Origin of the sequence: Mycolicibacterium llatzerense, assembly GCF_025331195.1 — a bacterium.
GTDB classification, from domain to species: Bacteria; Actinomycetota; Actinomycetes; order Mycobacteriales; family Mycobacteriaceae; genus Mycobacterium; species Mycobacterium llatzerense.
Map to the genome: position 1 here is coordinate 1008352 of NZ_LXOV01000001.1, position 25678 is coordinate 1034029.

Here is a 25678-nt window from a genome sequence, read left to right on the forward strand (position 1 = left end):
CCGACCGCCCCGCCTAGCCCTTGGTCACCTCGTCGATCACCTCGGCGTACCACTGGAACACTCTGATGCGTTGCGGGGCATCGCCTTTGAACAGCTCCGCCCAACAGGCGGCCACCTTCGCGCGCGCCGCGGCACCGATCCACGGCTGTGGCAACAACTCCGGCGGCAGTAGTGGATCGGGCTCGACGGCGCGGGTGAACTCGGCGGCCAGTTCGATCGCGATGGTCTGCTGCCGGGTCGGGGTGGCGTCCGACAAGGCGAGCAGTGCGCGGTCCGCGACGGCGAGCAGCCGTCGGTGCCGCTCGGCGATCTCGTCCAGCGGCCAGAGATGAGTGGCGAGGGCACGGGGCTCGATGAGGTCGCCGACGGCCAAATCCGCAGTCGTCATCGTGGTGACGTGCTCGGAGATTCGCAATTGCTCTGCCGCTGCGGATATCTCGCTATCCCAGTCGTTCGGGGAGACGTAGAGGCCGCCCTGAATGGCGGCACCGCCGAGGCGAACGATGGCGTCACGCATCGCATCACGCGCCGCCCGGACCGACTCCGGGACGGCGAACGCCACCACGTGCCAGCGCCCGTCCCACGGAGCATCGCCCCGATCCTGGGCGTACATGAACCGGATGTAGTCGCGATCCGGCGTGATGGTGCTGCGCAGCTCATCGGTCGCGCGCAGCACCGCCTTTCGGCCGCGCCCGTCCTGAGTGAACTGACCGTCTGCGACCAGCCGCTTGATGCACAGCCGCACCTGCTGGTCTGTCATGCCGAGCTCGCCCGCGACGTCATACAGCGCACCGGCGTCGATGGTCGCGTCGTCCCGCAGCATGCTCTCGACGAGGGTGCGGGTTGGCACCTCGATGGATGGGTCTTCCAACGGTCAGCTCCTTGCGCCCGCGGCACAACCGGCGGGGTTTCCAAGTCTAGGCACGCTCGTCCCGTTCGATGACGACCAGCGGCCGGTCGGCCGGCTGATCGAGCTGGCGGGCGAGGTCCGCGAAGAACCGCCGCGCATCGATGACGGCATCGGGCGGATGTACCCCGGGACGTCGCGCCGTGCCGTCGACGATCTGCGAAAGCCCCATGGCGAGTGGGATTCCGGTGGCCCGGGCCATGTCACCGAACAAACCCGCCGCGGTACCGGACAGGTCGAGATGGGTCAGCACCACGCGGTCGCGTCCGGAACTGGCACCGGACACCGCGGCGAAGAACGGCGGTAGCGTGCCCGGTCCGTTGCTGCTCAGAGACAACGGGACAGATCGTAAGTAGCGCAACAGGTTCGGCTTCGCGAACTGCAACGCTGCCGTCTCGTGGGTCAATCGGCGCCGGTCGATGTCGCGGCGCAGCACGTCGAGATAGGCCAGCGTCTGCGGCCGGATCACCATAAGGTTGACGGCCTCGCCGGTCAGCCCGAGCGTCCGCCGCAACGTGATGGGCTCGGGGTGACCGATCGAGTATGCGGTGCCGTGGCGGCCTCGCGGCAAGGTCAGCCCGATCGGGCGCAACGGGCGCTCGAACGTCAACTGCCCCGCCCGGACGGTACAAATCTTGCCGCTGCTCTGCAGCATCCAGTGCACGGCCGCCGCCGAGGGCCGCCCGTCCGGGCCCAACAGCACCTCGCCGCCGTTGTCGCCGGTGCCGGGTACGTCCACCGGCCACGCGGTGTAGACATCGCGGACCGTGTCGAGTTCGGCGGCCGCAGTCGCGGCGAGCAGATTGCTCACGCCCGGGCTGGCCCCCATCCCGATGACGGCGCAAATGCCTGCGGCACGGGCGGTTTCGTCCAGTTCGAGCATCTGCACCGTCGGTTCCCAGTCGTCGCAGATGTCGACGTAGTGCGTCCCCGTCGCGATCGCGGCCCGCAACACGGGGACCCCGAAGCGGTAGTACGGCCCGACGGTGTTGACGACGAGGTCGGCCGGCTCGAGCGCATCGCGGAGAGCCGCGTCGTCGGTGACGTCGACCTGGGCGGCGCTGATCCGCACCGTGGCGTCGGCGAGTTGTCCGCACAGCCGGCCGGCGGCGGCGCCGTCGCGGTCCGCGATGACGATCTCGTCGACCCCGGGCAGCTGCGCGGCGAGCCGGACCGCGACGGCACCCATCGCCCCTGGGCCACCCAGCGCGAGAATCCTCATCGGGCCTCCTTGGCGGCCGGTAGTTCCTGGACGTAACGCCGGAGGTTGTCCAGGTAGCTGGGTGCGTAGATCTGCCGCGGCGCGAAAGTTCCTATCGCGTAGGCCTTTACGCTATTGGGATTGCGTTCCAGGTCATCCCTGGCGAGGCTGTGTGATGCGTGCGGATAGGTCTGGACCGTCAGCAGCTCCGGACGTACCAGTTCGCGGTAGGCGCGCTCGGTTTCGGCCACGTCGACGTTCAGATCGTCCTCGCCGAGCTCCAGCAGCACGGGGACCGCGAGGCGCGGCAGCGTGGCAGTAACGTCGGCGCGGTAGTTGCGGGCGACGAATCCCCAGCGGTCCGCGGACATCGGCGACGAGTCGATGTGCGCCACGCGGTACTGGCGGTAGGTGGCGCCGTTGCGCAGCAGCTGGTTCGTCCGTTCCCGGCGGTCTAGTGCCGCGGCGAGTTCCGACTGCGGCGCCTGCCGCGCGCGCAGGTCGGCCCGCAGGTTGTATTCACCCTGGCGCAGCCAATTGATCGCTGGGCCAACCAGAATCACGAACTGCAGGTCGGGTTTGCGCGCCGCCACCTCGGGCACCACCCAGCCGCCCTGGCTGATACCCCAGACGCCGATCCGGTGCGGATCGATGTCGGCCCGGGTGCGGGCCCAGTCGATCGCGGCGCTTGTCTCGTCGGCCCGGTCGGCCATGCTCTGGTCCAGCCAGTTGCCGGGAGCGCCACCGATGCCGGGCTTGTTCCACGACAACGACGCGTAGCCGGCCCGCGCGAACGACTCCCAGATGGGCCGGTAGACCGCGTCGCGGCTGGCGTCGGCGGGCCCGTCGCCGTGCACGAACACCACCAGCCCGAACGAACCCGACCCGGTTTTCGGCAGCGCCAGTACACCGTCGAGCGGCTGCACCGGCCCGGGGATGGTGACGTGCTGCTCGCGGATCGCGAAGTTGTTGGCGTAGAGCACCCAACCGCCCGCCGAGAGCAGCACCGCGACGACACAGCCCAGCGTGATCAGCGTGCAACGCACCCAGCCAGGGCGGCGGCGAACACGCTCAGAACTATCATTCATGCAACGATCGTATCGTGATTGATAGTTTTGTGTCAGTGGCGTCAGCCACACCCGCTGAGCGGCCAGCTATGGCACGCGTTTCCAGGTTTCGCGTGCCATAACTGGCCGGTCGGCGGTCAGGCGAATTCGGAGTGCAGCTCGGGCAGGAAGCCGGCGAGGTGGTTCATCTCCTGCGCGCAGTGCACCAGCAGATCCCGTGGACGAGGTAGCTGACGCGCGGCAAGTACCCGAAAAGCGTGGTCCGCCAAGGACTTACCAGCACGGAAACTGACGTGCTGGCCGCCCATCCAGAATCGGGAGCGCATCTCGGCGCCATCCGGCGTCGGCCGCACCTGATGCACCAGCCACCCGATGTCGACCGGGATGTCGGCCGAACCCAGCCGGGCCGCGATGGCCAGCCCGGCGTGCCCTTGGGACGCCGGGTCGACGAATTGGATTGCCACCGAACTGAGCGCCGACCCGAGATACTCCTCGACCAGCGACGTCCGGCCGACATAGGCGAGGTCGTCACGACCGTCGCGCCATTGCGCCGACACATGCGCCCGGGGATGCCAGAGTTTGTAGCGGCGCGGATCGCAGCCGTGCCAGCCGAACCACCAGTCCCACATCTGCGGCGTCACGCCCGGCATATCAGTGCGCACGGCAACGGTGTAGCCGCCGTCCGACAGGCTGCCGTACCCGTTCTCGGTCTGCTGATAACCGTCCTCGGCCAGCGGTTCATCGAAGTCGGGCAGCACCGGGCCGGCCTGCGGCCCATGCTCGAGCGCCTGCACCACATGGCGGGGCAGCGCCGCCATGTCCGGGTTGAAGAACCTGCCGAATGCCGTGTCGGCGTCGTCGCCGCGATAACCCAGGTAGCTCATGTCCGACCCATCCACGCGTAGAAGCGACCGTCCGGGTCATATTGTGCGCGCACAGCGTCCAGTCGCGCCATGGCCGCATCGGTGGCGAACCGGGCCGGACGCGCCCCCAGGTTCTCGTCGGCCAGCTGTATCCCGGTGGCCAGGTGGGACATCGCCGCCATATTGGACCGGGCCCAGTCTCCGTACTTCTCGTCATCGGCGGGGTCGGCCCAGCCGGAGTAGAGCGCGAGATAGACCTCGTCTTCCAGGCTGTACGCCATGTCCTGACGGGCGGGCGACGGCCCCCAGTTCAGCCAGAGGAAATGCGACGGGTGCGGCGGCATGGTGTCGAGGATGTTCCGCACGCCCGGCAGCAGTTCGGCCGCCGAGGCCGACGTCCACATGTTGTCGGCGGCGTAGCGGTGGTCGCTCAGGTAGTTACTCATCACCGCCTCGTACCAGGTGGGCAGGTTCGTCGGCGCGTACGGCACGGCCATCAGGGCCTGCGCCCGTGCCGGGCACGTATCCAGCAGTGCCACCGCATCTTTCGCTTCGTTGTCAGTATCGGCGAACACCGGCGAGGCCAGCACGATGCCGGGTGCATCCAGACCAGAACTGGGCATGGCCCGCGAGGCGACGATCTGCAGCTCCACCCGGCGGTCGACGTCGGCGCTGATCGCGCGGGCCCACGCGTAGATCTCGTCGGCGGCCTCGAAGGGGTAGACGTAGAGGCTGCTGCTGCACACCGGCGGCTTCGGGTAGAGCCGCAGGTGAAATGCCGTCACCACACCGAAGAATCCCGGGCCGGATCCCCGTGCGGCCCAATATAAGTCGGGGTGATGCTCGGCGTCGCAACGGATCTGCTCGCCGTCTGCGGTGATCACATCGAGCGCCAGCACGCTTTCGCACGCCGGCCCGAGCACCCGGCTGTTCCACCCATAACCACCCTGCAGCAGGTAGCCACCGAGCGCGACACCCCGGCAGTGCCCGGACGGGAAGAACAAACCCTGTCGTTCCAGTTCGGTCGCCAGCACACTGCCGCCCTTGCCTGGGCCCACGACGGCGATCATCGCGTCGCGATCGACCCGGCAGACGTCGAGCCGGCTCACGTCGAGCAGCATGCCGCCGTCGCGTAGATGGTTGGCCGCCCAACTGTGCCCGCCGGAACGGATGCCGACAGACAGGCCGTTCGCGCGGGCATACCGGACGGCCACCACCACGTCGGCACTGCTGGACGCTTGCACGATGATGTCCGGAAAGCGCTGTGGCACACGCGCATTCCACACCGTCGCGCGGCGGGCCTCGTCATAGCCCGCATCGGTGCGGCGGAAATGTCGGACCTCGGCCAAAGCTGTCACCGCGATTCCTCACGCTTCGATGCCCACCCTCACCGAAACGTAGCACCAGGAATTGGCCGTCGCGTCAAATTAGCAATGCGGGACCCTCAGCCCGAGCACAGACCTGCCCGCCGGCCGAGCTCCTGACGCTCGGCTGGTGGGCAGTCTGCCGTGGGACCTACCTACGGCAGGTAGCGATCACCCGTGCCGGTCCGAGTTGCGCACCCGCATCCCGAAGTACATCGCGTACATGCCCAGCACCGCGACCAACACACCGCTGATCACGTGCGACCACATGACGCCGGCAGTGGGTCCGCCCCCATAGATCCAAGGTGAAATCACCAGCCACACACCGAGAACCGGCAGTGTCCAGGTCATCCCGTGGGTCCGGTCCAGCGCGCAGCCGAAGCACATGGCCAGGAACCCGATGGTGCCGCCCACGATCAGCGCGTTGACTGTCAGCTTGGCGGAGCCCTGGTAGCCGATGATCTGCGGCGACATCGCGACGTAGACCGCGGTGAGCAGGGTCAGCCCGAAGGTCGCCTGCGCCGCCATCGATTCGGCGACGCGGTCGTAGCGGGCCCGCAGCGCCAGGATGTCGGGGTGTTGATCTATCGATGAATGGACCGTAGTCATTTCATACCCCTTCCGTTACGCGGCAAGGGGTTCGGCCTCGCCGCACCCATCCATCACTGCCCAGGTTACGCGGATTTGGCGCGTCGAGAGCGGCCGCAGAATGGCAGAGATGTAGCGGCCCGATCGCGGCGTCCGACGGACCTATTCGGCAACCAGCACTGTCCGCTCCCCGACCGGATTGCTCAGCGGCACAATGATCTTGCCGGGCATGATCATCATGGTGCAGACCATGCGCTCGCGGTCAGACCGGCGGCCGGACGTCAGCGTGACCACCACGGACTGGTCCGTTTCCTGCACGGCGGCGTGCACCCCGCAGCAGTCGGGCGATCCGACCGAGATGTTCAGCGCCAAAGCGGGTTCCGGGTCCAGCCGGCTCCAGGACTCTGCCGTCAGCGGGTGCGCGTCCAGGATCGCCGGATCGTCGACGAACGTCGTTCCGGGCGACACGGGCGCTTCCGGTAGCGGCGCCGGATCGGCGGAGGCCGTCGGCGCGATACCGACAACCAGCAGCAATCCCGCCACCGACGTTCTCAGCCCAGCCCTGACCACTACTCCCCCACCCGGGCCACGGCGAAACCGTCCCAGCCCTTGGTGCCGACGGTCTGGATAGCGGCGGCCTGCAGCCGCGGGTGATTGCCCACGAGCTCCAGCATGTCGCGCACTCCGCGGGCCTGCAGGTCATCGGCAGCGGGTTCCAGCACCCGGCCCATCCTGGTCACGTTGTCGACGACGATCACCGCGCCCGGAACCGCCAGCCGCACCGCCCATTCCACATAGGCGCTGTTGTTCTCCTTGTCGGCGTCGATGAAGAAGAAGTCGAACTGCTCGCCGCGCTCCGCCAGTTGCGGCAAGGTGTCCAGGGCCGCACCGACCAGCACCTCGACCCGATCGGCGATGCCGGCAGCCTCGAAGTTGGCCCGGGCAATGTCGGCATGCCGAGCGTCGTATTCCAGCGTCGTCACGCGGCCTGCCGCGCCGACGCCGCGCGCCAGGTTGATGGTGCTGTAGCCGGCCAACGTGCCGATTTCCAGCACCCGGGTGGCACCGCTGATCGTCGCCAACAGCGACAACAACTTTCCGTGCTGCGCGGACACTTCGATCGCCGGCATCCCGGCCGTCACCGCAGATTGGCGGGCTGCAGCCAGCGCCTCGTCCTCGGTGCGCAGCACCTGGTTGAACATCTCGTCAACAGTCTTCGGATCTGGTTCCGTCACAAAGCCAGGCTAGCGCGGGCGGAACCCGTCGGTGATCGGCCGATTCAGGCTCGCGGCAGACCCCCGACGACTTAAATGACGCCTATGTCGAATCACTTCACCGGGCTCAGCCTGGGCCCGCCGCTGGGCGACCAGCGGCTGGACCTCTGCGATCTGTACGCGTTCCAATCGCCGGCCGACCCGGCCCGCACGGTCCTGATCCTCAACGCCAACCCAAGCGCCGACGCCCTGCACCCGGATGCCATCTATCGGCTGGCCATCGACAACGACGGCGACCTCTGCAACGACATCGCCTTCAGCTATGTGTTTTCCGAGCCCATCTCCGGCCGCCAGACGGTCGACGTATATCTCGCGACCGGCAAGGACGCCGAGTCACCGGAAGCGGTGGGCGACAAGATCTTCGAGGGCGTCGAGGTGTCATTCGGCAAAGAGCCCGTGATCGCCGAGTCGGACGGATACCAGTTCTTCGCCGGCGCGCGCAGCGATGCCTTCTTCTTCGACTTCGACGGCATCAAGAACCTGTTCGACATCAGGGGTGGCCGCAATTTCACCGCACTCCATCTCAGCGGCGAGTTCCCTTGGACCGGCGTGGATTCCAACACGCAGGCCAACGTGTGCTCGATGGTCCTGGAACTGCCGACTGCGCAACTGGGGGCCGCACCGGACATCCGGATCTGGGGCCGCTGCAGCGTGCGCCGGGACGGCGAGCTGCTCCATGTGGACCGCGCCGGGCATCCGTCGGTCAGCAGCTTCTTCAACACCGACGACACCAAGGAGGAGTACAACGCCAGCTTGCCGATCCATGATCGCGACCGCTGGCTGCCCATGTTCGTCCACCTCCTCGGGCACACTGGCGGTTACTCGGACGAGGAAGCCGTCGCCGCTGTCGACGCCGAGGGCATCCTGCCCGACATGCTGACGTTCAACCCCGCCGAACCAGCCAGGTATCCGAACGGGCGGGTGTTCACCGACGATGTGATCGACTACCGCCTGGCGTCACTCACCAAGGGCGAGTGCCCGCCGTCGGGCCTGAGTCCACACACCGACGTCCTGGACGTCTTCCCGTATTTAGGTCCGCCGCACTGATTTTCGATCGCTCGACGCCCGCGAGCGTGCGCGAATTAGCGCACGCCCTCTTTGGCGTAGACCACCCGCAGCACGTGCCCCACCTCGGGGCCCATGACCACGTCGGCCAGGTCGCAGAACGTCGCGGTGAACGCCGGCCCATGTGGCGGCACCGCGGCAGAGAGGTGGTGAGCCACCTCGTGCAGCACCACCAATTCTCTTAGCGCCCAGGTTGTTTGGCGTTCAGGTACCGCGATGACCGCGCCGCCGTCACCGGCTTCGTAGTGCGCGGCCGTCACGCCCCGACGGGCCCGCACGGCCACCGCACCGGCGTCGGGCCACCGCGCCGCCACTGCCGGCATGGTCAGCACCTGGTCGACGTAGCGCCGCACCGCGTCGACGGATCCGAAGCGGGCCTCGGGCGGCAGCGTCAGCTGAGCTCCGAAGAACTCGACCGCCCGATTGCCACGCTCGGATGCGCGGTCGAACAACGTGCGCACGAACTGCTCAGCGGCATACACCGCGGACTGTTGGGCGTCCCGGCTCATCGCTCCACCGGGTCACCTCTCCAGGGCAGTACGCGCACCGGAAAACTCGGGACTCGGTCCCAACCGCGCCCGGCGCCCGGCGCGGTCCCCGGCCTGCCGCGCCGCCGATGAGTAGCCGGCAGACGCGCTCGTCGCCCGCCAGCTACCGCGCGCCTGCGACGTCTTCTTGTAGAACGAGACCAGCTCAAGGTCCTTGTTGCGCAACGCAACCGCGGTCCCCGGCCGATCCGCGCGCTCGACCGTCGCCGCCTGCCGGGCCTCGTCCCGCGCGTCGACCAGCCGCTGCCCGACCCGCGCGCCGAACGCCAGCTGGAAGTTCAGCCGGGCGGTGATGGTCGGCGTCGGCCGGTGCGCACCGGTCGCGAGATACGCGTCGGACGACTTGACCATCTGTACGACCACACTCGCGTACAAGGCGTGGGTGGCGTCGATGTCCTCGGCGAACCCGTAGGCGTAGACAAACGTCGAATTCGACGCGATATCGCATTTCACGTCGTTGGCCCGCGCGATCAGCACGAACAACTGCACGAACGTCCGCAGCCCCCGGGTGCCGGCCTCCCCGATGGTGACGGTGCGCTGCACCGGCTCCTGCGCCGCGGTCCTGGTCGCCGCATGCGACCGCGCCACCGCAAGGTCGATCGAGGTGGTGGTGGCCAGCCGCTGCGCGGCTGCCATGAACGCCTCGGCTTCGTGCTCGTTGTCGGTGTTCTCGGCCTGCCGCAGCAGCGCCGCGATCCGGGCCAACATCTTGTCGTCACTCATCGTACCAACTACCTTGTCCGACAAGACCTTTCAGATACATAGTGCTTGTTTCATCCCCCATGGCGGCAGTGTACGACTACCGGCCGACAAATCCGTCCAGCGCGCTGACCAGCTGCGGAGACAGGGGCGCCTTGTTGGCGTAGTTGGCGACGTTGTCGCTGGGATCGTCGCGCAGGACGTGGCTGACGCCCTTCAGCGGAACCACGGTCAGCGCAGTGTGCGCCAACGCGGCGATCAGCGGCTGCTCCGCTTCACAGAATGCCTGCACGTCGGAGTCGGAACAGGTCAGCAGCACTGGGGTGCCGTTCGGGACCTTCGCGGCCAGCGCCAGCGGGTCGATGGCGTCCGCCTCCAGCACCGCCTTGGCGTTGGCGGCATTGAGGATCGCGCTCAGACCCTCGGGCAGCTTGGCCGGCGGGGTGCCCGTGGCCCGCGTCGTCGCGACCGCCGCCGCCCAGTCCGCCATCACCTGGTCAGCCTGCTGCCGGGTCTTGGCCCCGGCCTTCACGTCGGCGTCGACCGAGGAGCGCACCCGATTGGTGATGACGTCCAGATACCGGCCGGCCAGCGGCTGCAGCAGCGCGAGGGAATGAACCTTCGGAGCACCCTCGCTGGTGTCGGTGGCCAGCGCCAGCGCATGCACGGTGCCTTCACCCAAGCCGTACACCGAGATTCGTGACGTGTCGGTGCCCTTTTGCGTGGACAGGAACTGCACGGCCGCCTTCGCTCCGGCGGTGTAGACGGCGCTGCCCACGTCCCGCAGGTTCTGCGCGTGCGGGCCCACGCCGGTCTTGCCGGTGCCGACCTTGTCGTAGCGCAGGCTGTCGACGTTCTTGCCGGACAGGTACTCGGCGAGCTGCCGCATGTTGCCGACCTTGCCGGCGACGGCGTTGTCTCCGTTGCGGTCGGTCTGGCCACTCTCGGAGATCAGCAACACCGACGGGGCCGCGGCGGAGCCGGGGACATGGCGGTAGCTGCCGTGGATGGTCAGCCCATCGGCGACGAAGCTGACGTCCTCATCGACCCAGTCGGTTCCCGGGGTGGTCGAGCCACACGCGGCGACCGCCAGCACCGTCAGCCAAATCAACAGGCGGACAACCCATTTCACGGGAAAACTCCGGTCATAGGCGCACTTCGATCCAGCTGACGACGTCGTCGAGCACCACTGCCCGCTCCGGCTCGTTGAACACCTCGTGGTACAGCTCCGGATAGACCTTCAGTGCCACGTCGGAGGAGCCGACGCACTCGACCAGCTTGCGGCTGCCGGCGACCGGCACCAGCTTGTCGGCCTCGCCGTGCACCACCAGCAGCGGTGCGGTGAGGGCGGCGGCGCGCTGCGGCATGGTCTCGCCGACCTCGATCAGCACCTTGCCCACCCCGGCGGGCACCTTGCCGTGGTACACGAGCGGGTCGGCGTTATAGGCCGCGACCACCTCGGGATCACGCGACACCGCGTCGAACGGCAGGCTCTCCGCGGGCAGCCCAGGAAGGATGGAGCCCAGCAGCTTCGCCGCCAGCGCCAACGGCAGGCTGACCTGGGACCGGGCGTCGACCGCGGGCCCGGACAGCACCATGAGGTGGTAGTCGTCGGGGTGCTCGACGCCGTACGCGAAGACGATCCCGCCGCCCATGCTGTGGCCGAGTACGACCCGCTTGAGTTCGGGGTATTCGGCGGTCGCGATGCCGACCAGGTGGTGGAAGTCCCCGGTGTACTCGGAGATGTCGCGGACCACCACGCGCTTGCCGCCCGAGCGGCCGTGGCCCCGGTGATCGAGCGCGAACGTGATCAGCCCGGCCTCGCCGAACCGCTGCGCCACATGGTCATACCGGCGGGCGTGCTCGCCGAAACCGTGGGACAGCACCACCACGCCCGTCGGGTCGGTATTGGGCACCCAGACGTCGTAGACGATCTTGGTGCCGCCGATACCGTCGAAGCTGCGTTCGCTGCGGGTGGTGGCCATGCAGAGACAATATCTGGGGTCTGCCGTCGGCGCGTCCGTCGCCGTCGCGACTCCCGCCGGATGTCACACCCCCTGCGTACCCTGGGTCAGGTGAGTGTCCTCAGCGAATCCGGTGCAGCAGACACGTCGTCCCGGTCCCGCGATGCGTTCCTCGCCGACGCGCAACGGCACCGACGCGAGCTGCTGGCCCACTGTTATCGCATGACCGGTTCCCTGCACGACGCCGAGGACCTGGTGCAGGAGACCTACCTGCGTGCCTGGAAGGCCTACGACAACTTCGAAGGCAAGTCGTCGGTGCGCACGTGGCTGTACCGCATCGCGACCAACACCTGCCTGACGTCGCTGGAGGGCCGTCAACGCCGGCCGCTGCCGTCCGGGCTCGGCCAGCCGTCGGCCGATCCGCAGGCCGAGATCACCGAGCGCACCGACACCGCGTGGCTCGAGCCGCTGCCCGACGTGCATGACGCACCGGGTGACCCGCAGACCATCGTCGGCTCCCGCGAATCGGTGCGGCTCGCCTTCATCGCTGCGCTGCAACATCTTTCGCCGCGCCAGCGCGCGGTACTGGTGCTGCGCGACGTGCTGCAGTGGAAGGCCGCCGAAGTCGGTGAGGCCGTCGGGACGTCCACCGCCGCCGTCAACAGCCTGCTGCAGCGGGCCCGCGCCCAACTCGATGCGGTCGGCCCCAGCCAGGACGACGTGCTGGTCGCCCCGGAGTCCGACGAGGCGCGCGACCTGCTGGCCAAGTACGTCCACGCCTTCGAGTCGTACGACATGGACGCCCTGGTCGAGCTGTTCACCGCCGACTCGGTGTGGGAGATGCCCCCGTTCGACACCTGGTACTCCGGCCCGCGGGACATCGTCGAGCTGTCCCGGTTCAAATGCCCCGCCGAGCACCCGGGCGACATGCGGTTCGTCGTCACCACCGCCAACGGGCAGTCCGCCGCGGGCATGTACATGCGCAACCCCGAAACCGGCCGGCACGAGGCGTTCCAGCTGCACGTGCTGGACATCAAGCCCGACGGCATCTCGCACGTCGTCGCCTTCATGGACCCGACGCTGTTCGAGAAATTCGGGCTGCCGCCGCACCTCTGACGGCCGCCTGAGTGCGCGCCCGTCGTGGTTTCCGCACGCCTATCTACAGGGCCCGCGCACTACTGCTGCTAGTTTTCAGCCCACTGGTACGACATGTTCTGATGCCATATATGCGCTGGTAGAACGCCTGCCATAGCATCTTTCTGGAACGTGTTCTCGATTTGTGGCTATGATCTTCGTCATGAAGACCAAAGGTGCTCTGCTGTGGGAAGTGAACTCCCCGTTCCAGGTCGAGGAGATCGACCTCGGTGACCCCGTCGCCGACGAAGTACAGATCCGGATGCATGCCGCGGGCATGTGCCACTCGGACTACCACCTGACCACCGGCGCCACCCCGATGCCGCTGCCGTGCCTCGGCGGGCACGAAGGCGCGGGCGTCGTCACCAAGGTCGGCAAGAACGTCACCGGTATCGAAGAGGGCGACCACGTCATCCTCGCGTTCATCCCGGCCTGTGGCTCCTGCCCGCCGTGTATGAAGGGCTTCCGTTCGCTGTGCGACCGCGGTGCCGTCCTGCTGGGTGGCAAGTCGATCGCCGACGGCACCAACCGCATTCACGCCCGCGGCAAAGAGGTCGCGGCCATGAACCTGCTGGGCACCTTCGCGCCGTACATGACCGTCCACAAGGACTCGGTCGTCAAGATCGACAAGGACATCCCGTTCGAGTCCGCGGCCATCATGGGCTGCGCGGTGCCGACCGGCTTCGGTTCGGCCACCAACGTGGCGCAGGTTCAGCCCGGTGAGTCGGTCGCCATCGTCGGTGTCGGCGGCATCGGCATGAGCGCGCTGCAAGGCGCGGTGATCTCCGGCGCCAAGCACGTCATCGCCATCGACCCGAACCCGTGGAAGCGCGAGCAGGCGCTGAAGTTCGGTGCCACGCACGTCTACCCGTCGATGGCCGAGGCCATCGCGCCGATGATCGACCTGACCTGGGGCCTGATGGCCGACAAGGTGATCATCGCCGTCGGCGAGATGAAGGGCGAGTACATCGAAGAGGCCATGATCCTGACGGCCAAGACCGGAACCTGCGTCGTGACCGGCATGGGCTCGATGATGGACGCCGACGTCAAGATGAACCTCTTCCTGTTCACCATGTTGCAGAAGACGTTGAAGGGCAACATCTTCGGTGGCGGCAGCTCGCACATCGAGACCCCGCGCCTGGCCGCGCTGTACAAGTCCGGTCTGCTGAACATCGACGACATGATCACGCGGACCTACAAGCTCGAGGACATCAACCAGGGCTACCAGGACATGCTGGACGGCAACAACATTCGTGGCGTCGTCACCTTCGACGAGTCCGACTGGTAACTGCTTCTCGCGAGCAGACGTAAAACTGCCCCTTTTCCTCGGAGAAGGGGCAGTTTTGCGTCTGCTCGCGGCTATTCCTGCGGCGGACTGGCCGGTGACGCAGGCTCCGCCGGCACGTTGCGGTTGCGCCGCGAACCGGTCCACCTGACGAACCCGTAGACGGCCCCGCCGAGAACCGCGAGTGGCAGCAGCCACGGCAGCAGGAACCCGAGGGCCAGGACCAGGTGAGAACCGAAGGCCCACAACGTATCCCAACCATGTTCGACCTGTCCGAAGAACCCGTGATAGCGGACCGGAGCGGGGCCGCCCTGACGCTCGGCGGTGATCTGGACGTCGACGGAGCTGTAGGTGATCTGGTCGCGGAGCGTGTCGCGCTGCGCCTGCAGGCTCTGCAGCTCTGCCTGCCGCGACGACAGCGCATCCTCGGCCTTGATCAACGCATCGGGATCCTTGGAGTCACGCATGATCGCCAGCAGCCGGTCCACCGACGTCTTCAGGGCGGTGATCCGAGCATCGAGGTCGACGCGCCGTGCGGTGACGTCGTCGGTCTTCACCTCGAGCGTCTGGACGGTCCCGAGCGCCTTGAGTGAGGCCAGCGCGGCGTCGAGTCCGTTCGCGGGTACCCGCAGCACCAAGTGGACGCTCGCCCGGCCGGACGTCGACCCGGCGTCATCCGAGCGTTCGTCGACGCGTCCACCCGCCTTGTCGACGAGCGCAGTTGCCTTGTCCGCCGCAGCCGCCGGGTCAGCGGCGACAAGGATCAGCGACGCCGTCTTGACGACGTCCCGAGCCTGATCGACGGGCGGCGCAGGCGCTTCCGGGGCCCCGCCCTTGCTGGCGATGCCGCTCGCGTCCGGGGCGCCGGCTTTGAGTTGTGCGGTCGCCGGCGCGCTGGAATCGGCATGCCGACCGTTGCCGCCACATCCGGCGACGAGCCACAGCGAGGCGATAAACAGGGCGAGAAAAGCGACCGGCCGGAACCTCGTGCGCGTCATGCCATCCCAGCGTACGCAGCGTTTCACAGGATTTCCGTGGCGAATGTGCAGCCAGCGCGTCCCGCAGTTCCCCGCCACTGCGCAACGACTTCGCCGAGCCTGACCACAGGGCGAATTTCGGCGCGGCTTTCCGCCGTCAGATCAGGCTCGCGCGACTGTCGTGCCGAACGCGACTGCACGGCGCGTTCTGCGCCGGTTTTCCGCCACCCCGTTGCGTTCGAGACCCTTGCGCCCAAAACGAAAACCCCCAATCTCGTTGGAGATTGGGGGTTTTCGAAAGGTCCGGGAAGAAGCTACTTCGGAGGCATCCGGATGCCGCCGTCGACGCGGACGACCTCGGCGTTCATGTACGAGTTGGTCAGCAGCTCGACGACCATGGAGGCCAGTTCCTCGGGCTTGCCCAGGCGGTGCGGGAACAGCACGGACTCGCCGAGCTTGGCTTTAAACGCTTCGGAGGCCTCTCCTTCCCCGTAGATCGGGGTGTCGATCAGGCCGGGAGCCACGGTGTTGACGCGGATGCCGACTGCCGACAGGTCGCGCGCGACCGGCAGGGTCAGGCCCACGACGCCGCCCTTGGACGACGAGTACGCGGCCTGGCCGATCTGGCCGTCGAACGCCGCGACGCTGGTCATGTTGACGATGGCGCCACGCTCACCGGCCTCGGTGAAGTCGTTCTTGCTCATCTGGGTGGCGGCGATGCGGATGCAGTCGAAGGTGCCGACCAGGTTGATGTCGAGGACCTTCTTGTACAGGTCCAGGTTGTGCGCCGACTCGAACTCGCCGTCCTTGCCGATGGTGCGCTGGGCCCAGCCGACACCGGCCGAGTTCACCAGGGCGCGCAGCGGGCCGAGGTCAGCGGCGGTCTTGACCGCGTCGATGATCTGCTCGGTGTTGGTGACGTCGACGGTGACGAAGACGCCGCCGATCTCCTTGGCGAGCGCCTCGCCCTTTTCGGCCTGCAGGTCGGCAATGACGACCCGGGCACCCTTGGCGGCCAACTGACGGGCAACAGCCGCACCGATTCCTGACGCGCCGCCGGTGACGACCGCGCTAGCTCCATTGATATCCACGCCGACAGCGTATGCGAGGCCAACCACTCAGCGGGACGGACCTGGCAATGCTCAGGCAGCGTGCTTGCCGCTGCCTGATTCCGGGGCACGGTGTTTGCCGCCGGTCGACGTCGGGGCCCGGTGCCGGCCCGTTCCGGAGCTGTCACCGTCTGCCGCAGCAGCTGACGAATCCGCGCTCGCGGCATTGTCTTTCGGCTTCGGGGACTTGGCGCCCTTGGGCTTGCCCGCTTTGCGCTCACCCTTGCCTTTGTCCTTGCCCGCGGCGGTGGGCTTGCCGTCGTCCGACGCGGCACCGTCCTTCGCAACCCCGGCGACCCCGGTAGCTCCGGCGTCCGCGTCGTCGGCGGCGTGCTTGGGTTTGGCCGGTTCCTGGGTCTTCGGTGCCGGTGACTCGGTCTCAGCCGCTGTCGTGGTCTCCACCGACGGCGCGGTCTCCGTCGTGGTCGTCGTCTGCTTCCCGGTCTCCGCAGCGGTCGGCACGGCCGCGATGGCCGTCGGCGTCTTCGACTTGTTGGCCGTCGCGGTCGGCGCAGTGGCCGCCGTCGGCAGCGCAGTCGGCGCCTTGACCGCTGCGGTGGTGGACGGTAGCGCACCCAGGCTCAGCAGGTTTCCGCCCTTGCTGATCAGCGAGATCGCCTGCGAGATGGCGTTGGGCATCGACACCGGGCCGGTGAACGCGTGCTCGAATCCGGTGACCAGAGACGTGAACAGGCGCGGTCCCACCTTCGACCAGTCGATGTTCGGCAGGGTGCCGAACTGCACCGGCGTGGCTGCGGTGCTCAGGGTGCGCAGGTACTGGCCCGACGCTGGATCCCAGTACGCGTCCGAGTACCCCAGGTTCACCAGACTGGTCAGGACCGGCGACAGCGCATTACCCAATCGGTAGGCGGCGTTCCCGACGGGCGTCAGGCCCATGAGGTTCATCGCATCACCCGCGAGGTAGACGAGCTCCAGCAGCGGCAGGTGGTTCGCCGCGGCCGTCAGGTAGATGTTGGTGTTGGTCTGGCCACCGTTCTGCAGAGTGGTGACCATCGACTCCAGCTGCGTGATCAGCTGGCCGGCCGTGGTCGCCTGGTCGACGCCGCGCAGGATGTACGTCGGCAGCAGCCCCGCGGCCAGGTTGTTCATCAGCGTCACCGGATTCGCCCAGGCGGCGAAGTCCGACAGCGGCTGGTACTCGACGGTCGCGTCGACCTTCACCGGAACGAGGTTCGCGCCGCCCAGCGCCAGGCCGGTACTGCCCACTGCCGTTCCGCCGCTGCTGGTGATCGCCACGTCCGGGGTGACGGCATTGATGCCCAACAACCGCAACACCGACGAGAATCGTGCCAGCACACCGCCATTCGCACGGCCCGCGTTGTTGAGCAGAATCTCCGGCAACAGTGTCAGGCTGCCGGCAATCGACGTGGCACCCGAGTAGTGCAGCCCGCCCGGCTGCGACGACAGCTTGGCCAGCACATCCCGGTACGCCGCACCGGCCGAGAACGCGCCCAGGCCGGTACCCACCACGATCGGGATCCGCACCGACCCGACGTCGATCGACGGGATCGCATTGACGACGCCGAGCACGGCACTGCTCAGCACACCCGTCAGCGCGCTGGACACGGTGCCCGACAGCCCGCTGGTGGCACCGGTGACGACGCTGCCGACCACGCTCGTGACGGTGCTGGACACGGTGGCGTTGACCAGCGTGCTGATGCTCGTCCCGCTGGTCAGGCCCGTGACGAGGCCTCCGATGAGGGGATTGAGCGCATTCACGACCGTGCCCGTCAGGTCGATCGCGCTACCCACCAGCGGGAGGTAACTCAGCCCCAGGTCGCCGACGGCGGTGCTGATGGCAGTGGTCAACGCAGAGGTCAGCGTGCTGGTGCTGCCAACGGTGCCGTCCACGGTGCTGGTCAGGGCGCTGGTCAGGGCCGTCGTCAGCGAGGTGGTGAGCGAATTGGTCAGGGTGCTGGTGAGCGCGCTCGTCAGGATGGGCGTCAGGCTGGTCGCCAGCGCGCCGGTGCCCAGCGCGTTGGTCAGGTTCGTCGCGAGCGCGTTCTTCAGGGTGTCGGTGCCGAGGGTGAGGTACGCCGTGTTGTTGACGCGGTCGGCGATGGCCGTCTCGGTGCCGGGCGTCCAGCCGAGGTCGACGCCCAGCAGGCGGGCCAGGGTGAAGGCCGGGCCGGCGGTGGTCACGGAGATCGCATCGCTCTCGACGAGGCTGCCGAGGTTCAGCCCGGCCAGGTTCAGCAGCGAGCCGACGCCGATGTTGCCCGCGGCGTCCTCGAAGCCGGCGGCCTGCAGCAGCGGATTCACCAGATCACCGAGATTGCCGGCGACGATGCCACTGAGCGCGCCGGCGAGGGTGCCTCCGAGACCGTTGGTGAGCGCGCTGCCGGACAGGCTGCCGGTCAGACCGCTGGTGATGCCGGTGGTCAGCTGACCGATCAGGTCGGTGGCGACGAGGTTCGCCACCGTGGTGGCGAGGCCGGAGACGTTGACCAGACCCGAGAGGTTCAGCGGTATCCCGAGGAGGGGCACCGTGATGGAGAGCCCGCCCAGCATGGTTTGCAAGGGCGCGACCAGTGCGCTCACCAGTCCCGTCTGCAACGTGCTCAGGAAGCTCGTGCCCGTCAGGCCCGACAGGGCGCTGGTCAGCGCGGAGCTGACAGCCGCGCTGATCGCCGAGCTCAGCTGCGACGTCGTTCCGGAGCCCACTTGCGAGGTCAGGCCGGAGACCAGGTCGGGGCTCAGCAGATTCAGCAGCGACGGCACGTTGATGTTGCCGACGTTGGCGTTGAGGACGTCGGTCAGCAGGCTCGGCGGGATCTGCGCCAGCAGCGTCTGCAAGGTGACGGTTGGCGGCCGGCCGAACTGGTTGACCAGCGCCGGCAGGACAGCGTCGACGGTGTGCTGGAACGCCTGGTAGGGCGTGGTGGCCGCCGTCAGGTTCACCGCTTGCTGGCTCTGTGCCAGCAACGCCGTGGGCGTGGGAGCCGGCGCGACGACCGCGGTGGCGGTGGCCGTCACCGCTGCTACGCCCAGTAGTGCCAAACGTGGTCCGCGTACGTCGAGTTCGCGATGACTGCCGCCCATGTGCCCCGCCCCGTCCCGCAATATTGACTGCGACGACAGGACGCTAACACCGGCGGAACAGCAATTTCCGCAGAATTGACGGTTGTGTCATATGGCGATATTCGGTGCCACCGGGTCAGCAAACGTGCCGGCGGCCGGCGGGGACTACTGGGGGCAGATCAAGACCCGCTCGTGGAAGTGCCAACTATCGATGTTCACGTATTCGCCGGGGTTGCCCGGGACAGATCCACTCGAATCCAGTTCGGGGATGTAGACCGCGTTGATTCGCGCGCCGAAACCAAAACCGGTGTTGTACTTCACGCCACCGTCCTGCTCGATGGTCCAGTTCACCATGCCATCGGTATACGTGTAGGTCCTGAGGAGCTGAAGGTCCTTGCCGATGCCGAAGCTCTTTTCCCGCTTGAGCACCATCGGCGTGCCATCCACCGGCACACAGCGTTCCGCATGCGCCTGGGGCGCCGGCAATGCCACCAGCCCGGCCATCAGCGCGCCCCCCACCACAACGGCAGCGACTGAATGTTTCACGTGAATCCTCCCCGCAAACCCCACGGTCCCTACTGTAGCCGCGAATTCACTCCGACTCACAGGGTCCGTTCAGCCCAATCGCGCCAGGACCGTCGCGGTCCACCGCCGCAACGCATCCGCCTGCGTTCGGCTCATGCTGTCGAACACCACCGAGCGCACCAACTCGGCGTGCCCTGGCGCAGCAGCCTCGAGCGCGTCCCGCCCGCCCGCGGTGAGGGTGACGACGGCAGCGCGCCGGTCATCCGCGGACCCGGATCGCTCGATCAGCCCGCGCGAGCGCATGCGCGCCAGCTGGTGCGATACCCGGCTCTGCTCCCACCCGAGATGGGTACCGAGCTGACCCATGCGGCAGTCCGGTAATTCGCTGAGGGCGACCAGCACGTCGTAGTCCGCCAGCGACAACCCGTGGTCGCGCTGCAGCTGCCGGCCCAGCGCCAGCTGCAGGCGGCCGCTCATGGCCAGATAGGCGCGCCAGAGGTCCTGCTCATCGTCGGTCAGCCACACGAAATACATGACACATCATTTATGTTGTGCCGTCCAGTAGCCACACCTAAGCTCACCGACAACGACAGGGGCAGAAATGACGAGAAACCCGACTGCCGGCATTGATATCCGCCGCGCCGCCGACCGCGACGCCACCCGCATCTCGTGGCTGGACTCGAAGCATTCGTTCTCGTTCGGCGACCACTACGACCCGGCCAACACCCACCACGGCCTGCTGCTGGTGAACAACGACGACCGCGTCGCCCCCGGTTCGGGCTTCGAGACCCATCCGCACCGCGACATGGAGATCGTCACGTGGGTGCTGCGCGGATCGCTCGTGCACCAGGACTCCACCGGTAATTCAGGCGTCATCTACCCCGGGCTGGCCCAACGGATGTCCGCCGGACGCGGCATCCTGCACTCGGAGAAGAACGACTCCTGGCGCCTGACCGGCGCCGAATCGCACAGCGAGCCGGTGCATTTCGTGCAGATGTGGGTGGTGCCCGACGAGTCCGGCAAGACACCGGGCTACCAACAGCTGGAGATCGACGACGAGCTGCTGCGCGGCAAGCTGGTCACCATCGCCTCGGGCATGCCCGGCCATTCCAACGACACCGCCATCACCATCGGCCAGCGCAACGCGGCGCTGCACGGCGCGCGGCTGGAACCCGGCGACAGCGTCGAACTGCCGTCGGCGAAATACCTGCACCTGTTCGTGGCACGCGGCGAGGTGGCTCTCGAGGGCGCCGGGCCACTGCAGGAAGGCGATGCCGTGCGACTGACGGCGTCGGGTGGGCAGCGTGTCACCGCCACCACACCGGCCGAGATTCTGGTGTGGGAAATGCACACCGATCTGTTCGGCTCGTAACCCTGCGCTCATGGCCCCGCTCCGACCCCGGTCGGTAGCGGGGCCAATTGCCGTGTCCACCAAGGTGATTCATCCGTCACCCCGCCGTGATGCGGACGTGATCAAAGTTGACAGAGTGTTTGCTGTGGCTACGCTGAAGGTCGTTGTATCGGACCGGAGGAAGGGCCACAATGTCGTTTCTCGGGTCGACTCCCCGACGCGGCGTCGTCCACCGTCTGCGGCAATTGCTCACGCACACAACGGTTCTCGCCCTGGCCGCCGCGCTGGCCGGCACTGCTGGAGCACCGGCAGCGCACGCCGCCGACGGTCGCTCGCTACTGGTCAACGCCATCACGAACTACCGCGGCAGCTTCCTGGTGTACAACTTCGGCGGCGACCACCCCGCGCCTTTGCTCAACGCCGCGGGCAACTGGTCCGAGTCGGGCAACGGCGGCCATCTGCTCGTCATCAAAGCAGCGTCGCAGCGCATGAACCCGCGCCTGCTCGTCGACTCCCACCGCGGCATCCAATCCCGCTGCGAACGTGATCCCCGCGCCCGCACCGCCGAGGGACTGTGGCAGGCCTCCGAGGTCTTCACGCCACTGGAGGCGTGGCAGGCGCTGGGCCGGCCCACCATCGCGGTGAACGCCAACTTCTTCGACATCCGCGGCCAGCAGGGCGGGTCGTGGACCTCGACGGGGTGCAGTTCGCCGCTGGGCGCCTACGTCGACAACACCCGCGGCCAGGGCCGCGCCAACGCCGCCGTCACCGGCACCATCCCCTACGCCGGCAAGCAGGGGCTGTCGGGCGGCAACGAGGTGTGGACGGCGCTGAGCACCATGATCATTCCGTCCGACGGTGCGCCGTACATGATAACGCCAAGCAGCACAAGCGATTTCAACGCCGCGACCGGCGCAATCAACAACCTGGTGAACCAGGGCGCCCGGTTCGTCGCGGTCAGCGGCATCGGCCTGCTGGCGCCCGGTGACACCAGCCAGTTGAACGACGGTGGCCCCAGCGCCGCCCGCACCGCGCTGGCCTACGTACGGAGCCGCGACGAGATGTACATCTTCCAGGGTGGCAGCTACACGCCCGATCAGGTCCAGGACCTGTTCCGGGCGCTCGGCAGCGACACCGCCATCCTCCTCGATGGCGGTGGCTCCTCCGCCATCGTGCTGCGCCGCGACACCGGCGGCCGCTGGGCCGGATCCGGTACGCCGCGCGGTTCCTGCGACACCCCGGCAGTGCTGTGCGATTCCAGAGAACGCGCGCTGCCCGGCTGGCTCGGCTTCGCCTGATGCGTAAAGCGCCAGGCCGTCGCTTCCCCGGTGCCGCTGGCACCGGAATCAGCCTTGGCGCCAGCGCTTTTCGGCTCCTCCTCGATCTCGGAGCAGCCCGCCGGGGCCGTTCTGCCGCCGCCCGCGGTCTGGCGCGGCTCGTCCTCCTCGCCATGCGGCGCCCACACCGGCCTACCGTCACCGGTCTGGAGATCGAACGCTTCCCTGCGTGCCTGCGGATCGGCCTGAAGATCGGCCTCCGTATCGGTCTCGGGCTCTTCTGCCTCGGGCTCGGCGTCGGGGTCTGTGTCGGGCTGTGCCTGTGGCTCGTGGGCCGGCTGCTCGTCGGCGTCGTCGTTGTCACCGGTCGACTGGTCGGAGCGCTGGGTGTCGTCATTCGCGCGCCGGCCGGTGACACCGGCCGAGTTGAGCGGCGACGACGCCCGCTCCGCAGCAGTCGACGCAATCACGGCCGTCGGGCCGGTGGCGCCGTCGTCCGCCGGCAGGCCGCTCGTCAGGCCTGGTCCGCCTGACCTGACAACGTCGACTGCGGACCTACGCACACCCGCACTCGGACATTTGCGGCGTCGGTTCACTCGAAGACGAGAACGCCCGACGTGATTTCACGTCGGGCGTCTCTGCTGCCTGTGTCAGCCGGCGTGTGCGGCCGAGCCCCCACCGGTGGCGGCGGTCGACTTCGCGGCGCCTTCCTTCTTCTGCTTCTTGGTCTTCGGGCTGTCCTTGGCGACCTTCTCGGACTTGTCCTTGCCGGCCTTGGTGTCCTTCGTGACCTTGTCGGCCTTCTTGTCCTTCTTGTCCTTGCCCGCGGTGGACGTGCCGTCGGCATCGTCAGCGGCGTGCTTCGGCTTCTTACCGCTGTCCGGCGTGGACGGGGTGCCTTCCTCGGCGGCGTGCTTGCCCCCGGACTGCTCGGTTTCCGTCTTGGTATCGGACTTCGGGTCGGTCTTCGGGTCGGTCTTGGTGTCCTCTGCCTTGGGCTCGGCCTTCGGGTCGGTCTTGGGATCTTCGGCGGCCGGCGTGGTGCCGGTCGTGTCCTCGGCCGTCTTGCCCTTCTCGCCGGCCGTCTGATCGGTGGCCTGCTTGCCGTCCTTCTTGCTCGTACCGGTGAGGCCGGTGAGGCTGGCCGACAACGGTGCCAGCTTCGGCGTGGTCGACGGAATGTCCGTCGCGGCCGTCGGGCTGACGACGCCCTCCTTCGCAGCCAGCGAGTTGACCGTCGCGCCCTGCGTCAGGCCGCCCAGCGTGCCCAGCACGCCGTTGAGCAGGTTCTGCACCGTCCCGGCCAGACCGCCCAGCGGGTTGAAGCTGCCGAGCTTGCCGCCGGTCAGCAGCTTGATCAGCGCTTCGACAGCGTTGTCCGGCGCAGCGGTCGGGTTGGCGCTGAAGAACTCCTTCTTGAAGCCCGCGACCAGCGAGTTCATGATGTCCGCCGGCACCTTCTGCCAGTTGACGTTCGGGAACGAGAAGAACGGCGTCGGCGTGGCGGCGTCGTCCAGGGTGCGGCTGTAGGTGCCGTCCGCGTTGCGGACGACGTCGGTGTAGCCGAGGTTCACCAGGCTGGTCATGGCCGGGGCAAGCGCGTTGGCCAACTTGTAGATGGGGCTGCCCAGCGTGCCGAAGCTGACCATGTTGAGCACGTCGCCGGTGAGGTACATCGGCTCCATCAGCGGCAGCGTGTTGGTCGGGATCGTCAGATAGATGTTGACGGCCAACGGATTTCCGGACAGCAGGCCACCGGTGAGATCGCCCAGCTGGCTGGTCAGCTGGTTGGTCAGGGTGGCGGTCGAGATGCCGCGCAGCAGGTAGGTCGGCAGGGTGCCGGCCACCAGGTTGTTGGCCAGGCTGAACGGGTTGGGCCACGCGGCCAGGTCCGAGAACGGCTGGTATTCGAGGGTGGCGTCGACCTTGATGGGCAGCAGGCTCGCACCGCCGATGGACAACCCGGTGTTCAGCAGCGGGATGCCGCCGCTGTGCGCGGCCGCAACGTCCGGGGTGATCAGGTTGATGCCGAGCAGGTCGCCGATCGGGTAGAAGCGCGCCAGCAGACCACCGTTGGCGCGGCCCAGGTTGTTCAGCAGGATCATGGGCAAGACGGTCAGGCTGCCGAGGACCGGGCCCGAATGATTGGCGCCGCCCGGCTGGTTCGCCAGATCCGCGAGCACCTTCGAATACGCCTGCCCCATCGAGAACGCGCCGAGACCGAAGCCCACGGACAGCGGCACCCGCACGTCGATCAGGTCCAGCTTGTCCAGGCCGATGGCGTCACCCACGGTGTTGATGACCACCTGCAGAGCAGAGATCAGCGGCCCCAGGCCGCCGAGGTTCGAGGCCCGGTCGAGCACCTCGTTGATCAGACCCATGGCGCCGACGTCGAGGTAATCGGTGTTGTTGATCGCGTTGGCGATCGCGTTGGCGGTGCCCGGCGTCCAGCCGAGGTCGAGGCCCGCGATCTTCAGCAGCGTGAACACCGGCCCGGCCGTGACGATGTTGACGCCCGGGATGTCCAGGCCACTCAGGTCGAGGATGTTGTCCAGGCTGATGCCCAGCACGTCCAGCAGGCCGCTGAGCGTCACGTTGCCCTGGGCATCCATGATGCCGAGCGCGCTCAGCAGCGGGACCAGCGCACCGGTGAGAAGCGGGCCCAGCGCCGCATTGAGCAGCGGCGTCAGCTTGATCGGCAGCGCATCGAGGATCTGGCTCAGCAGATTCTTCGGCAGCTGGTTGATCAGGTTGGTGAGGTTGAGCCCGCTGAGGCCGCCGGCGGCGCTGAGCGCCTGAACCAGCGGCGGCAGCAGCGCTTCGACGCCGCCCTGCGCCAGGTTGTACGCGGCGTTGCCCACGCCGAAGGTGATGTCGGGCAGCACGCCCGGCTTCGGGAACGGCGTGGTGAATGCCGACAGGTTGACGGCCGAGTGCGACGAGGGCACTACGCGCGGAGTCGGCGCGTTCGGCACCGAGGCCGTCACCGTCATGGCGGTAGCTGTTGCGACAGTCGCACCCAGCAATGCCGCCCGCTTTGCTTGAACTCGCCCAGCCAGATGCGTAACAGCCATTTGCCCCGTCCCCTCAGCCGCCACAATCGGTTATCAACCGGACGGTAACATTAATGCATCGCAGCTCCAACACGCACTTTGACCAGCCGCTTTCCCAGATTTGGCAAACGGGTGACCGGAGCTCACACCGCGCCGTGTACGCCGTGAAGTCAGCTAATTTTCGTTTGGTGAAAATTGTTTGCTGGCCCACGCGTGCACCGGCCCGGCCCGCCGCACGGACCCGCCAAGAATTGACGTCGGCGACCACTGTGATGTGCACCCGCCGCAGGTCCGGACGTGATTCAGGCCATAGCGAATGGCCGCAGCCTGCACCCGACCAGGCACGCCGTCGCCTCGAGATGGCCGATTCACAGTGTGCTGACAG

At 67.6% G+C, this 25678-nt stretch carries 24 protein-coding genes; 6 read left to right on the plus strand and 18 right to left on the minus strand.

Features of this window, described 5'->3' with window-relative positions; translation table 11 throughout:
• Positions 1-13: 13 nt before the first annotated feature.
• From A7G45_RS05160 to A7G45_RS05195, 8 genes are all read right to left on the minus strand, one after another.
• On the minus strand, positions 14-823 hold the full coding sequence (locus tag A7G45_RS05160) for a PaaX family transcriptional regulator C-terminal domain-containing protein (RefSeq protein ID WP_260937988.1): 810 nt from the start codon (positions 821-823) through the stop codon (positions 14-16).
• Positions 824-917: 94 nt separating this feature from the next.
• On the minus strand, positions 918-2129 hold the full coding sequence (locus A7G45_RS05165) for a saccharopine dehydrogenase family protein (protein WP_260934471.1): 1212 nt from the start codon (positions 2127-2129) through the stop codon (positions 918-920).
• Complete coding sequence (locus A7G45_RS05170) at positions 2126-3196, minus strand: alpha/beta hydrolase family protein (RefSeq protein WP_260934473.1); 1071 nt, start codon at positions 3194-3196, stop codon at positions 2126-2128. The genes A7G45_RS05165 and A7G45_RS05170 overlap by 4 nt, the downstream gene beginning before the upstream one ends.
• Before the next feature lie 116 nt (positions 3197-3312).
• Entirely contained in the window at positions 3313-4059 is a 747-nt protein-coding gene (locus A7G45_RS05175; protein WP_260934474.1) for a DAPG hydrolase family protein, read from the minus strand.
• Positions 4056-5396: an FAD-binding oxidoreductase gene (locus A7G45_RS05180; protein ID WP_260934476.1), complete on the minus strand. Its 1341-nt coding sequence runs from the start codon at positions 5394-5396 to the stop codon at positions 4056-4058. The genes A7G45_RS05175 and A7G45_RS05180 overlap by 4 nt, the downstream gene beginning before the upstream one ends.
• Positions 5397-5573: 177 nt before the next feature.
• Positions 5574-6011 (minus strand): SPW repeat protein, encoded by a 438-nt coding sequence (locus A7G45_RS05185; protein WP_260934478.1) that lies wholly within the window; start codon positions 6009-6011, stop codon positions 5574-5576.
• Positions 6012-6152: 141 nt separating this feature from the next.
• Positions 6153-6533 (minus strand): hypothetical protein, encoded by a 381-nt coding sequence (locus A7G45_RS05190; RefSeq protein ID WP_260934480.1) that lies wholly within the window; start codon positions 6531-6533, stop codon positions 6153-6155.
• A gap of 26 nt (positions 6534-6559) precedes the next feature.
• Positions 6560-7192, minus strand: a complete 633-nt coding sequence (locus A7G45_RS05195; protein WP_276554928.1) for an O-methyltransferase — start codon at positions 7190-7192, stop codon at positions 6560-6562.
• A gap of 117 nt (positions 7193-7309) precedes the next feature.
• Between A7G45_RS05195 and A7G45_RS05200 the strand changes: the two genes are divergently transcribed.
• Positions 7310-8311 (plus strand): DUF4331 family protein, encoded by a 1002-nt coding sequence (locus A7G45_RS05200; RefSeq protein WP_260934483.1) that lies wholly within the window; start codon positions 7310-7312, stop codon positions 8309-8311.
• Between the two features lie 35 nt (positions 8312-8346).
• On the opposite strand, the gene A7G45_RS05205 is transcribed toward A7G45_RS05200, so the two are convergent.
• From A7G45_RS05205 to A7G45_RS05220, 4 genes are all read right to left on the minus strand, one after another.
• Positions 8347-8838 (minus strand): TIGR04338 family metallohydrolase, encoded by a 492-nt coding sequence (locus A7G45_RS05205; protein ID WP_260934484.1) that lies wholly within the window; start codon positions 8836-8838, stop codon positions 8347-8349.
• 12 nt (positions 8839-8850) lie between these two features.
• Positions 8851-9600 carry a DUF2786 domain-containing protein gene (locus tag A7G45_RS05210; protein WP_043391212.1) on the minus strand — a complete coding sequence of 250 codons (750 nt, stop codon included), beginning with the start codon at positions 9598-9600 and terminating at the stop codon, positions 8851-8853.
• Between the two features lie 76 nt (positions 9601-9676).
• On the minus strand, positions 9677-10708 hold the full coding sequence (locus tag A7G45_RS05215) for an alpha/beta hydrolase family protein (protein ID WP_260934487.1): 1032 nt from the start codon (positions 10706-10708) through the stop codon (positions 9677-9679).
• A gap of 13 nt (positions 10709-10721) precedes the next feature.
• A complete protein-coding gene (locus A7G45_RS05220; protein ID WP_260934489.1) occupies positions 10722-11561 on the minus strand; it encodes an alpha/beta hydrolase in 840 nt (279 codons plus the stop codon).
• Positions 11562-11621: 60 nt separating this feature from the next.
• On the opposite strand from A7G45_RS05220, the gene A7G45_RS05225 reads away from it, so the two are divergent.
• On the plus strand, positions 11622-12656 hold the full coding sequence (locus A7G45_RS05225; RefSeq protein WP_260934491.1) for a sigma-70 family RNA polymerase sigma factor: 1035 nt from the start codon (positions 11622-11624) through the stop codon (positions 12654-12656).
• A gap of 181 nt (positions 12657-12837) precedes the next feature.
• Positions 12838-13962: an NDMA-dependent alcohol dehydrogenase gene (locus tag A7G45_RS05230; RefSeq protein WP_043391875.1), complete on the plus strand. Its 1125-nt coding sequence runs from the start codon at positions 12838-12840 to the stop codon at positions 13960-13962.
• Between the two features lie 71 nt (positions 13963-14033).
• Here the strand turns inward: A7G45_RS05230 and A7G45_RS05235 are convergent, their stop codons facing one another.
• From A7G45_RS05235 to A7G45_RS05255, 5 genes are all read right to left on the minus strand, one after another.
• Positions 14034-14957, minus strand: a complete 924-nt coding sequence (locus A7G45_RS05235; RefSeq protein ID WP_260934496.1) for a DUF4349 domain-containing protein — start codon at positions 14955-14957, stop codon at positions 14034-14036.
• Positions 14958-15250: 293 nt separating this feature from the next.
• A complete protein-coding gene (locus A7G45_RS05240; protein ID WP_043985653.1) occupies positions 15251-16027 on the minus strand; it encodes an SDR family NAD(P)-dependent oxidoreductase in 777 nt (258 codons plus the stop codon).
• Positions 16028-16078: 51 nt separating this feature from the next.
• Positions 16079-19108 (minus strand): alpha/beta hydrolase family protein, encoded by a 3030-nt coding sequence (locus A7G45_RS05245; RefSeq protein WP_260934502.1) that lies wholly within the window; start codon positions 19106-19108, stop codon positions 16079-16081.
• Positions 19109-19252: 144 nt separating this feature from the next.
• Positions 19253-19657 carry a hypothetical protein gene (locus A7G45_RS05250; RefSeq protein ID WP_131630715.1) on the minus strand — a complete coding sequence of 135 codons (405 nt, stop codon included), beginning with the start codon at positions 19655-19657 and terminating at the stop codon, positions 19253-19255.
• 45 nt (positions 19658-19702) lie between these two features.
• Positions 19703-20146 (minus strand): MarR family winged helix-turn-helix transcriptional regulator, encoded by a 444-nt coding sequence (locus tag A7G45_RS05255; RefSeq protein ID WP_260934504.1) that lies wholly within the window; start codon positions 20144-20146, stop codon positions 19703-19705.
• Between the two features lie 67 nt (positions 20147-20213).
• Here A7G45_RS05255 and A7G45_RS05260 point away from each other — a divergent pair, with 67 nt between their 5' ends.
• The 3 genes from A7G45_RS05260 (at position 20214) to A7G45_RS05270 (ending at position 22773) form a co-directional block, all read left to right on the plus strand.
• Entirely contained in the window at positions 20214-20984 is a 771-nt protein-coding gene (locus A7G45_RS05260) for a pirin family protein (RefSeq protein ID WP_260934506.1), read from the plus strand.
• Between the two features lie 170 nt (positions 20985-21154).
• Positions 21155-22261, plus strand: coding sequence for a phosphodiester glycosidase family protein (locus A7G45_RS05265; RefSeq protein ID WP_260934507.1), 1107 nt, complete (start codon positions 21155-21157; stop codon positions 22259-22261).
• On the plus strand, positions 22261-22773 hold the full coding sequence (locus A7G45_RS05270; RefSeq protein ID WP_260934509.1) for a hypothetical protein: 513 nt from the start codon (positions 22261-22263) through the stop codon (positions 22771-22773). The genes A7G45_RS05265 and A7G45_RS05270 overlap by 1 nt, the downstream gene beginning before the upstream one ends.
• A gap of 117 nt (positions 22774-22890) precedes the next feature.
• On the opposite strand, the gene A7G45_RS05275 is transcribed toward A7G45_RS05270, so the two are convergent.
• Complete coding sequence (locus A7G45_RS05275) at positions 22891-25233, minus strand: hypothetical protein (RefSeq protein WP_260934510.1); 2343 nt, start codon at positions 25231-25233, stop codon at positions 22891-22893.
• Positions 25234-25678 lie beyond the last annotated feature (445 nt).

Coding starts and splice junctions, on each gene's coding strand:
- A7G45_RS05200 (WP_260934483.1), top strand. CDS start 7,310: ATGTCGAATCACTTCACCGGGCTCAGCCTGGGCCCGCCGCTGGGCGAC.
- A7G45_RS05210 (WP_043391212.1), bottom strand. CDS start 9,600: ATGAGTGACGACAAGATGTTGGCCCGGATCGCGGCGCTGCTGCGGCAG.
- A7G45_RS05165 (WP_260934471.1), bottom strand. CDS start 2,129: ATGAGGATTCTCGCGCTGGGTGGCCCAGGGGCGATGGGTGCCGTCGCG.
- A7G45_RS05225 (WP_260934491.1), top strand. CDS start 11,622: ATGTCACACCCCCTGCGTACCCTGGGTCAGGTGAGTGTCCTCAGCGAA.
- A7G45_RS05195 (WP_276554928.1), bottom strand. CDS start 7,192: ATGTTCAACCAGGTGCTGCGCACCGAGGACGAGGCGCTGGCTGCAGCC.
- A7G45_RS05185 (WP_260934478.1), bottom strand. CDS start 6,011: ATGACTACGGTCCATTCATCGATAGATCAACACCCCGACATCCTGGCG.
- A7G45_RS05205 (WP_260934484.1), bottom strand. CDS start 8,838: ATGAGCCGGGACGCCCAACAGTCCGCGGTGTATGCCGCTGAGCAGTTC.
- A7G45_RS05275 (WP_260934510.1), bottom strand. CDS start 25,233: ATGACGGTGACGGCCTCGGTGCCGAACGCGCCGACTCCGCGCGTAGTG.
- A7G45_RS05170 (WP_260934473.1), bottom strand. CDS start 3,196: ATGAATGATAGTTCTGAGCGTGTTCGCCGCCGCCCTGGCTGGGTGCGT.
- A7G45_RS05175 (WP_260934474.1), bottom strand. CDS start 4,059: ATGAGCTACCTGGGTTATCGCGGCGACGACGCCGACACGGCATTCGGC.
- A7G45_RS05245 (WP_260934502.1), bottom strand. CDS start 19,108: ATGGGCGGCAGTCATCGCGAACTCGACGTACGCGGACCACGTTTGGCA.
- A7G45_RS05160 (WP_260937988.1), bottom strand. CDS start 823: ATGCTGCGGGACGACGCGACCATCGACGCCGGTGCGCTGTATGACGTC.
- A7G45_RS05235 (WP_260934496.1), bottom strand. CDS start 14,957: ATGACGCGCACGAGGTTCCGGCCGGTCGCTTTTCTCGCCCTGTTTATC.
- A7G45_RS05255 (WP_260934504.1), bottom strand. CDS start 20,146: ATGTATTTCGTGTGGCTGACCGACGATGAGCAGGACCTCTGGCGCGCC.
- A7G45_RS05220 (WP_260934489.1), bottom strand. CDS start 11,561: ATGGCCACCACCCGCAGCGAACGCAGCTTCGACGGTATCGGCGGCACC.
- A7G45_RS05265 (WP_260934507.1), top strand. CDS start 21,155: ATGTCGTTTCTCGGGTCGACTCCCCGACGCGGCGTCGTCCACCGTCTG.
- A7G45_RS05260 (WP_260934506.1), top strand. CDS start 20,214: ATGACGAGAAACCCGACTGCCGGCATTGATATCCGCCGCGCCGCCGAC.
- A7G45_RS05270 (WP_260934509.1), top strand. CDS start 22,261: ATGCGTAAAGCGCCAGGCCGTCGCTTCCCCGGTGCCGCTGGCACCGGA.
- A7G45_RS05230 (WP_043391875.1), top strand. CDS start 12,838: ATGAAGACCAAAGGTGCTCTGCTGTGGGAAGTGAACTCCCCGTTCCAG.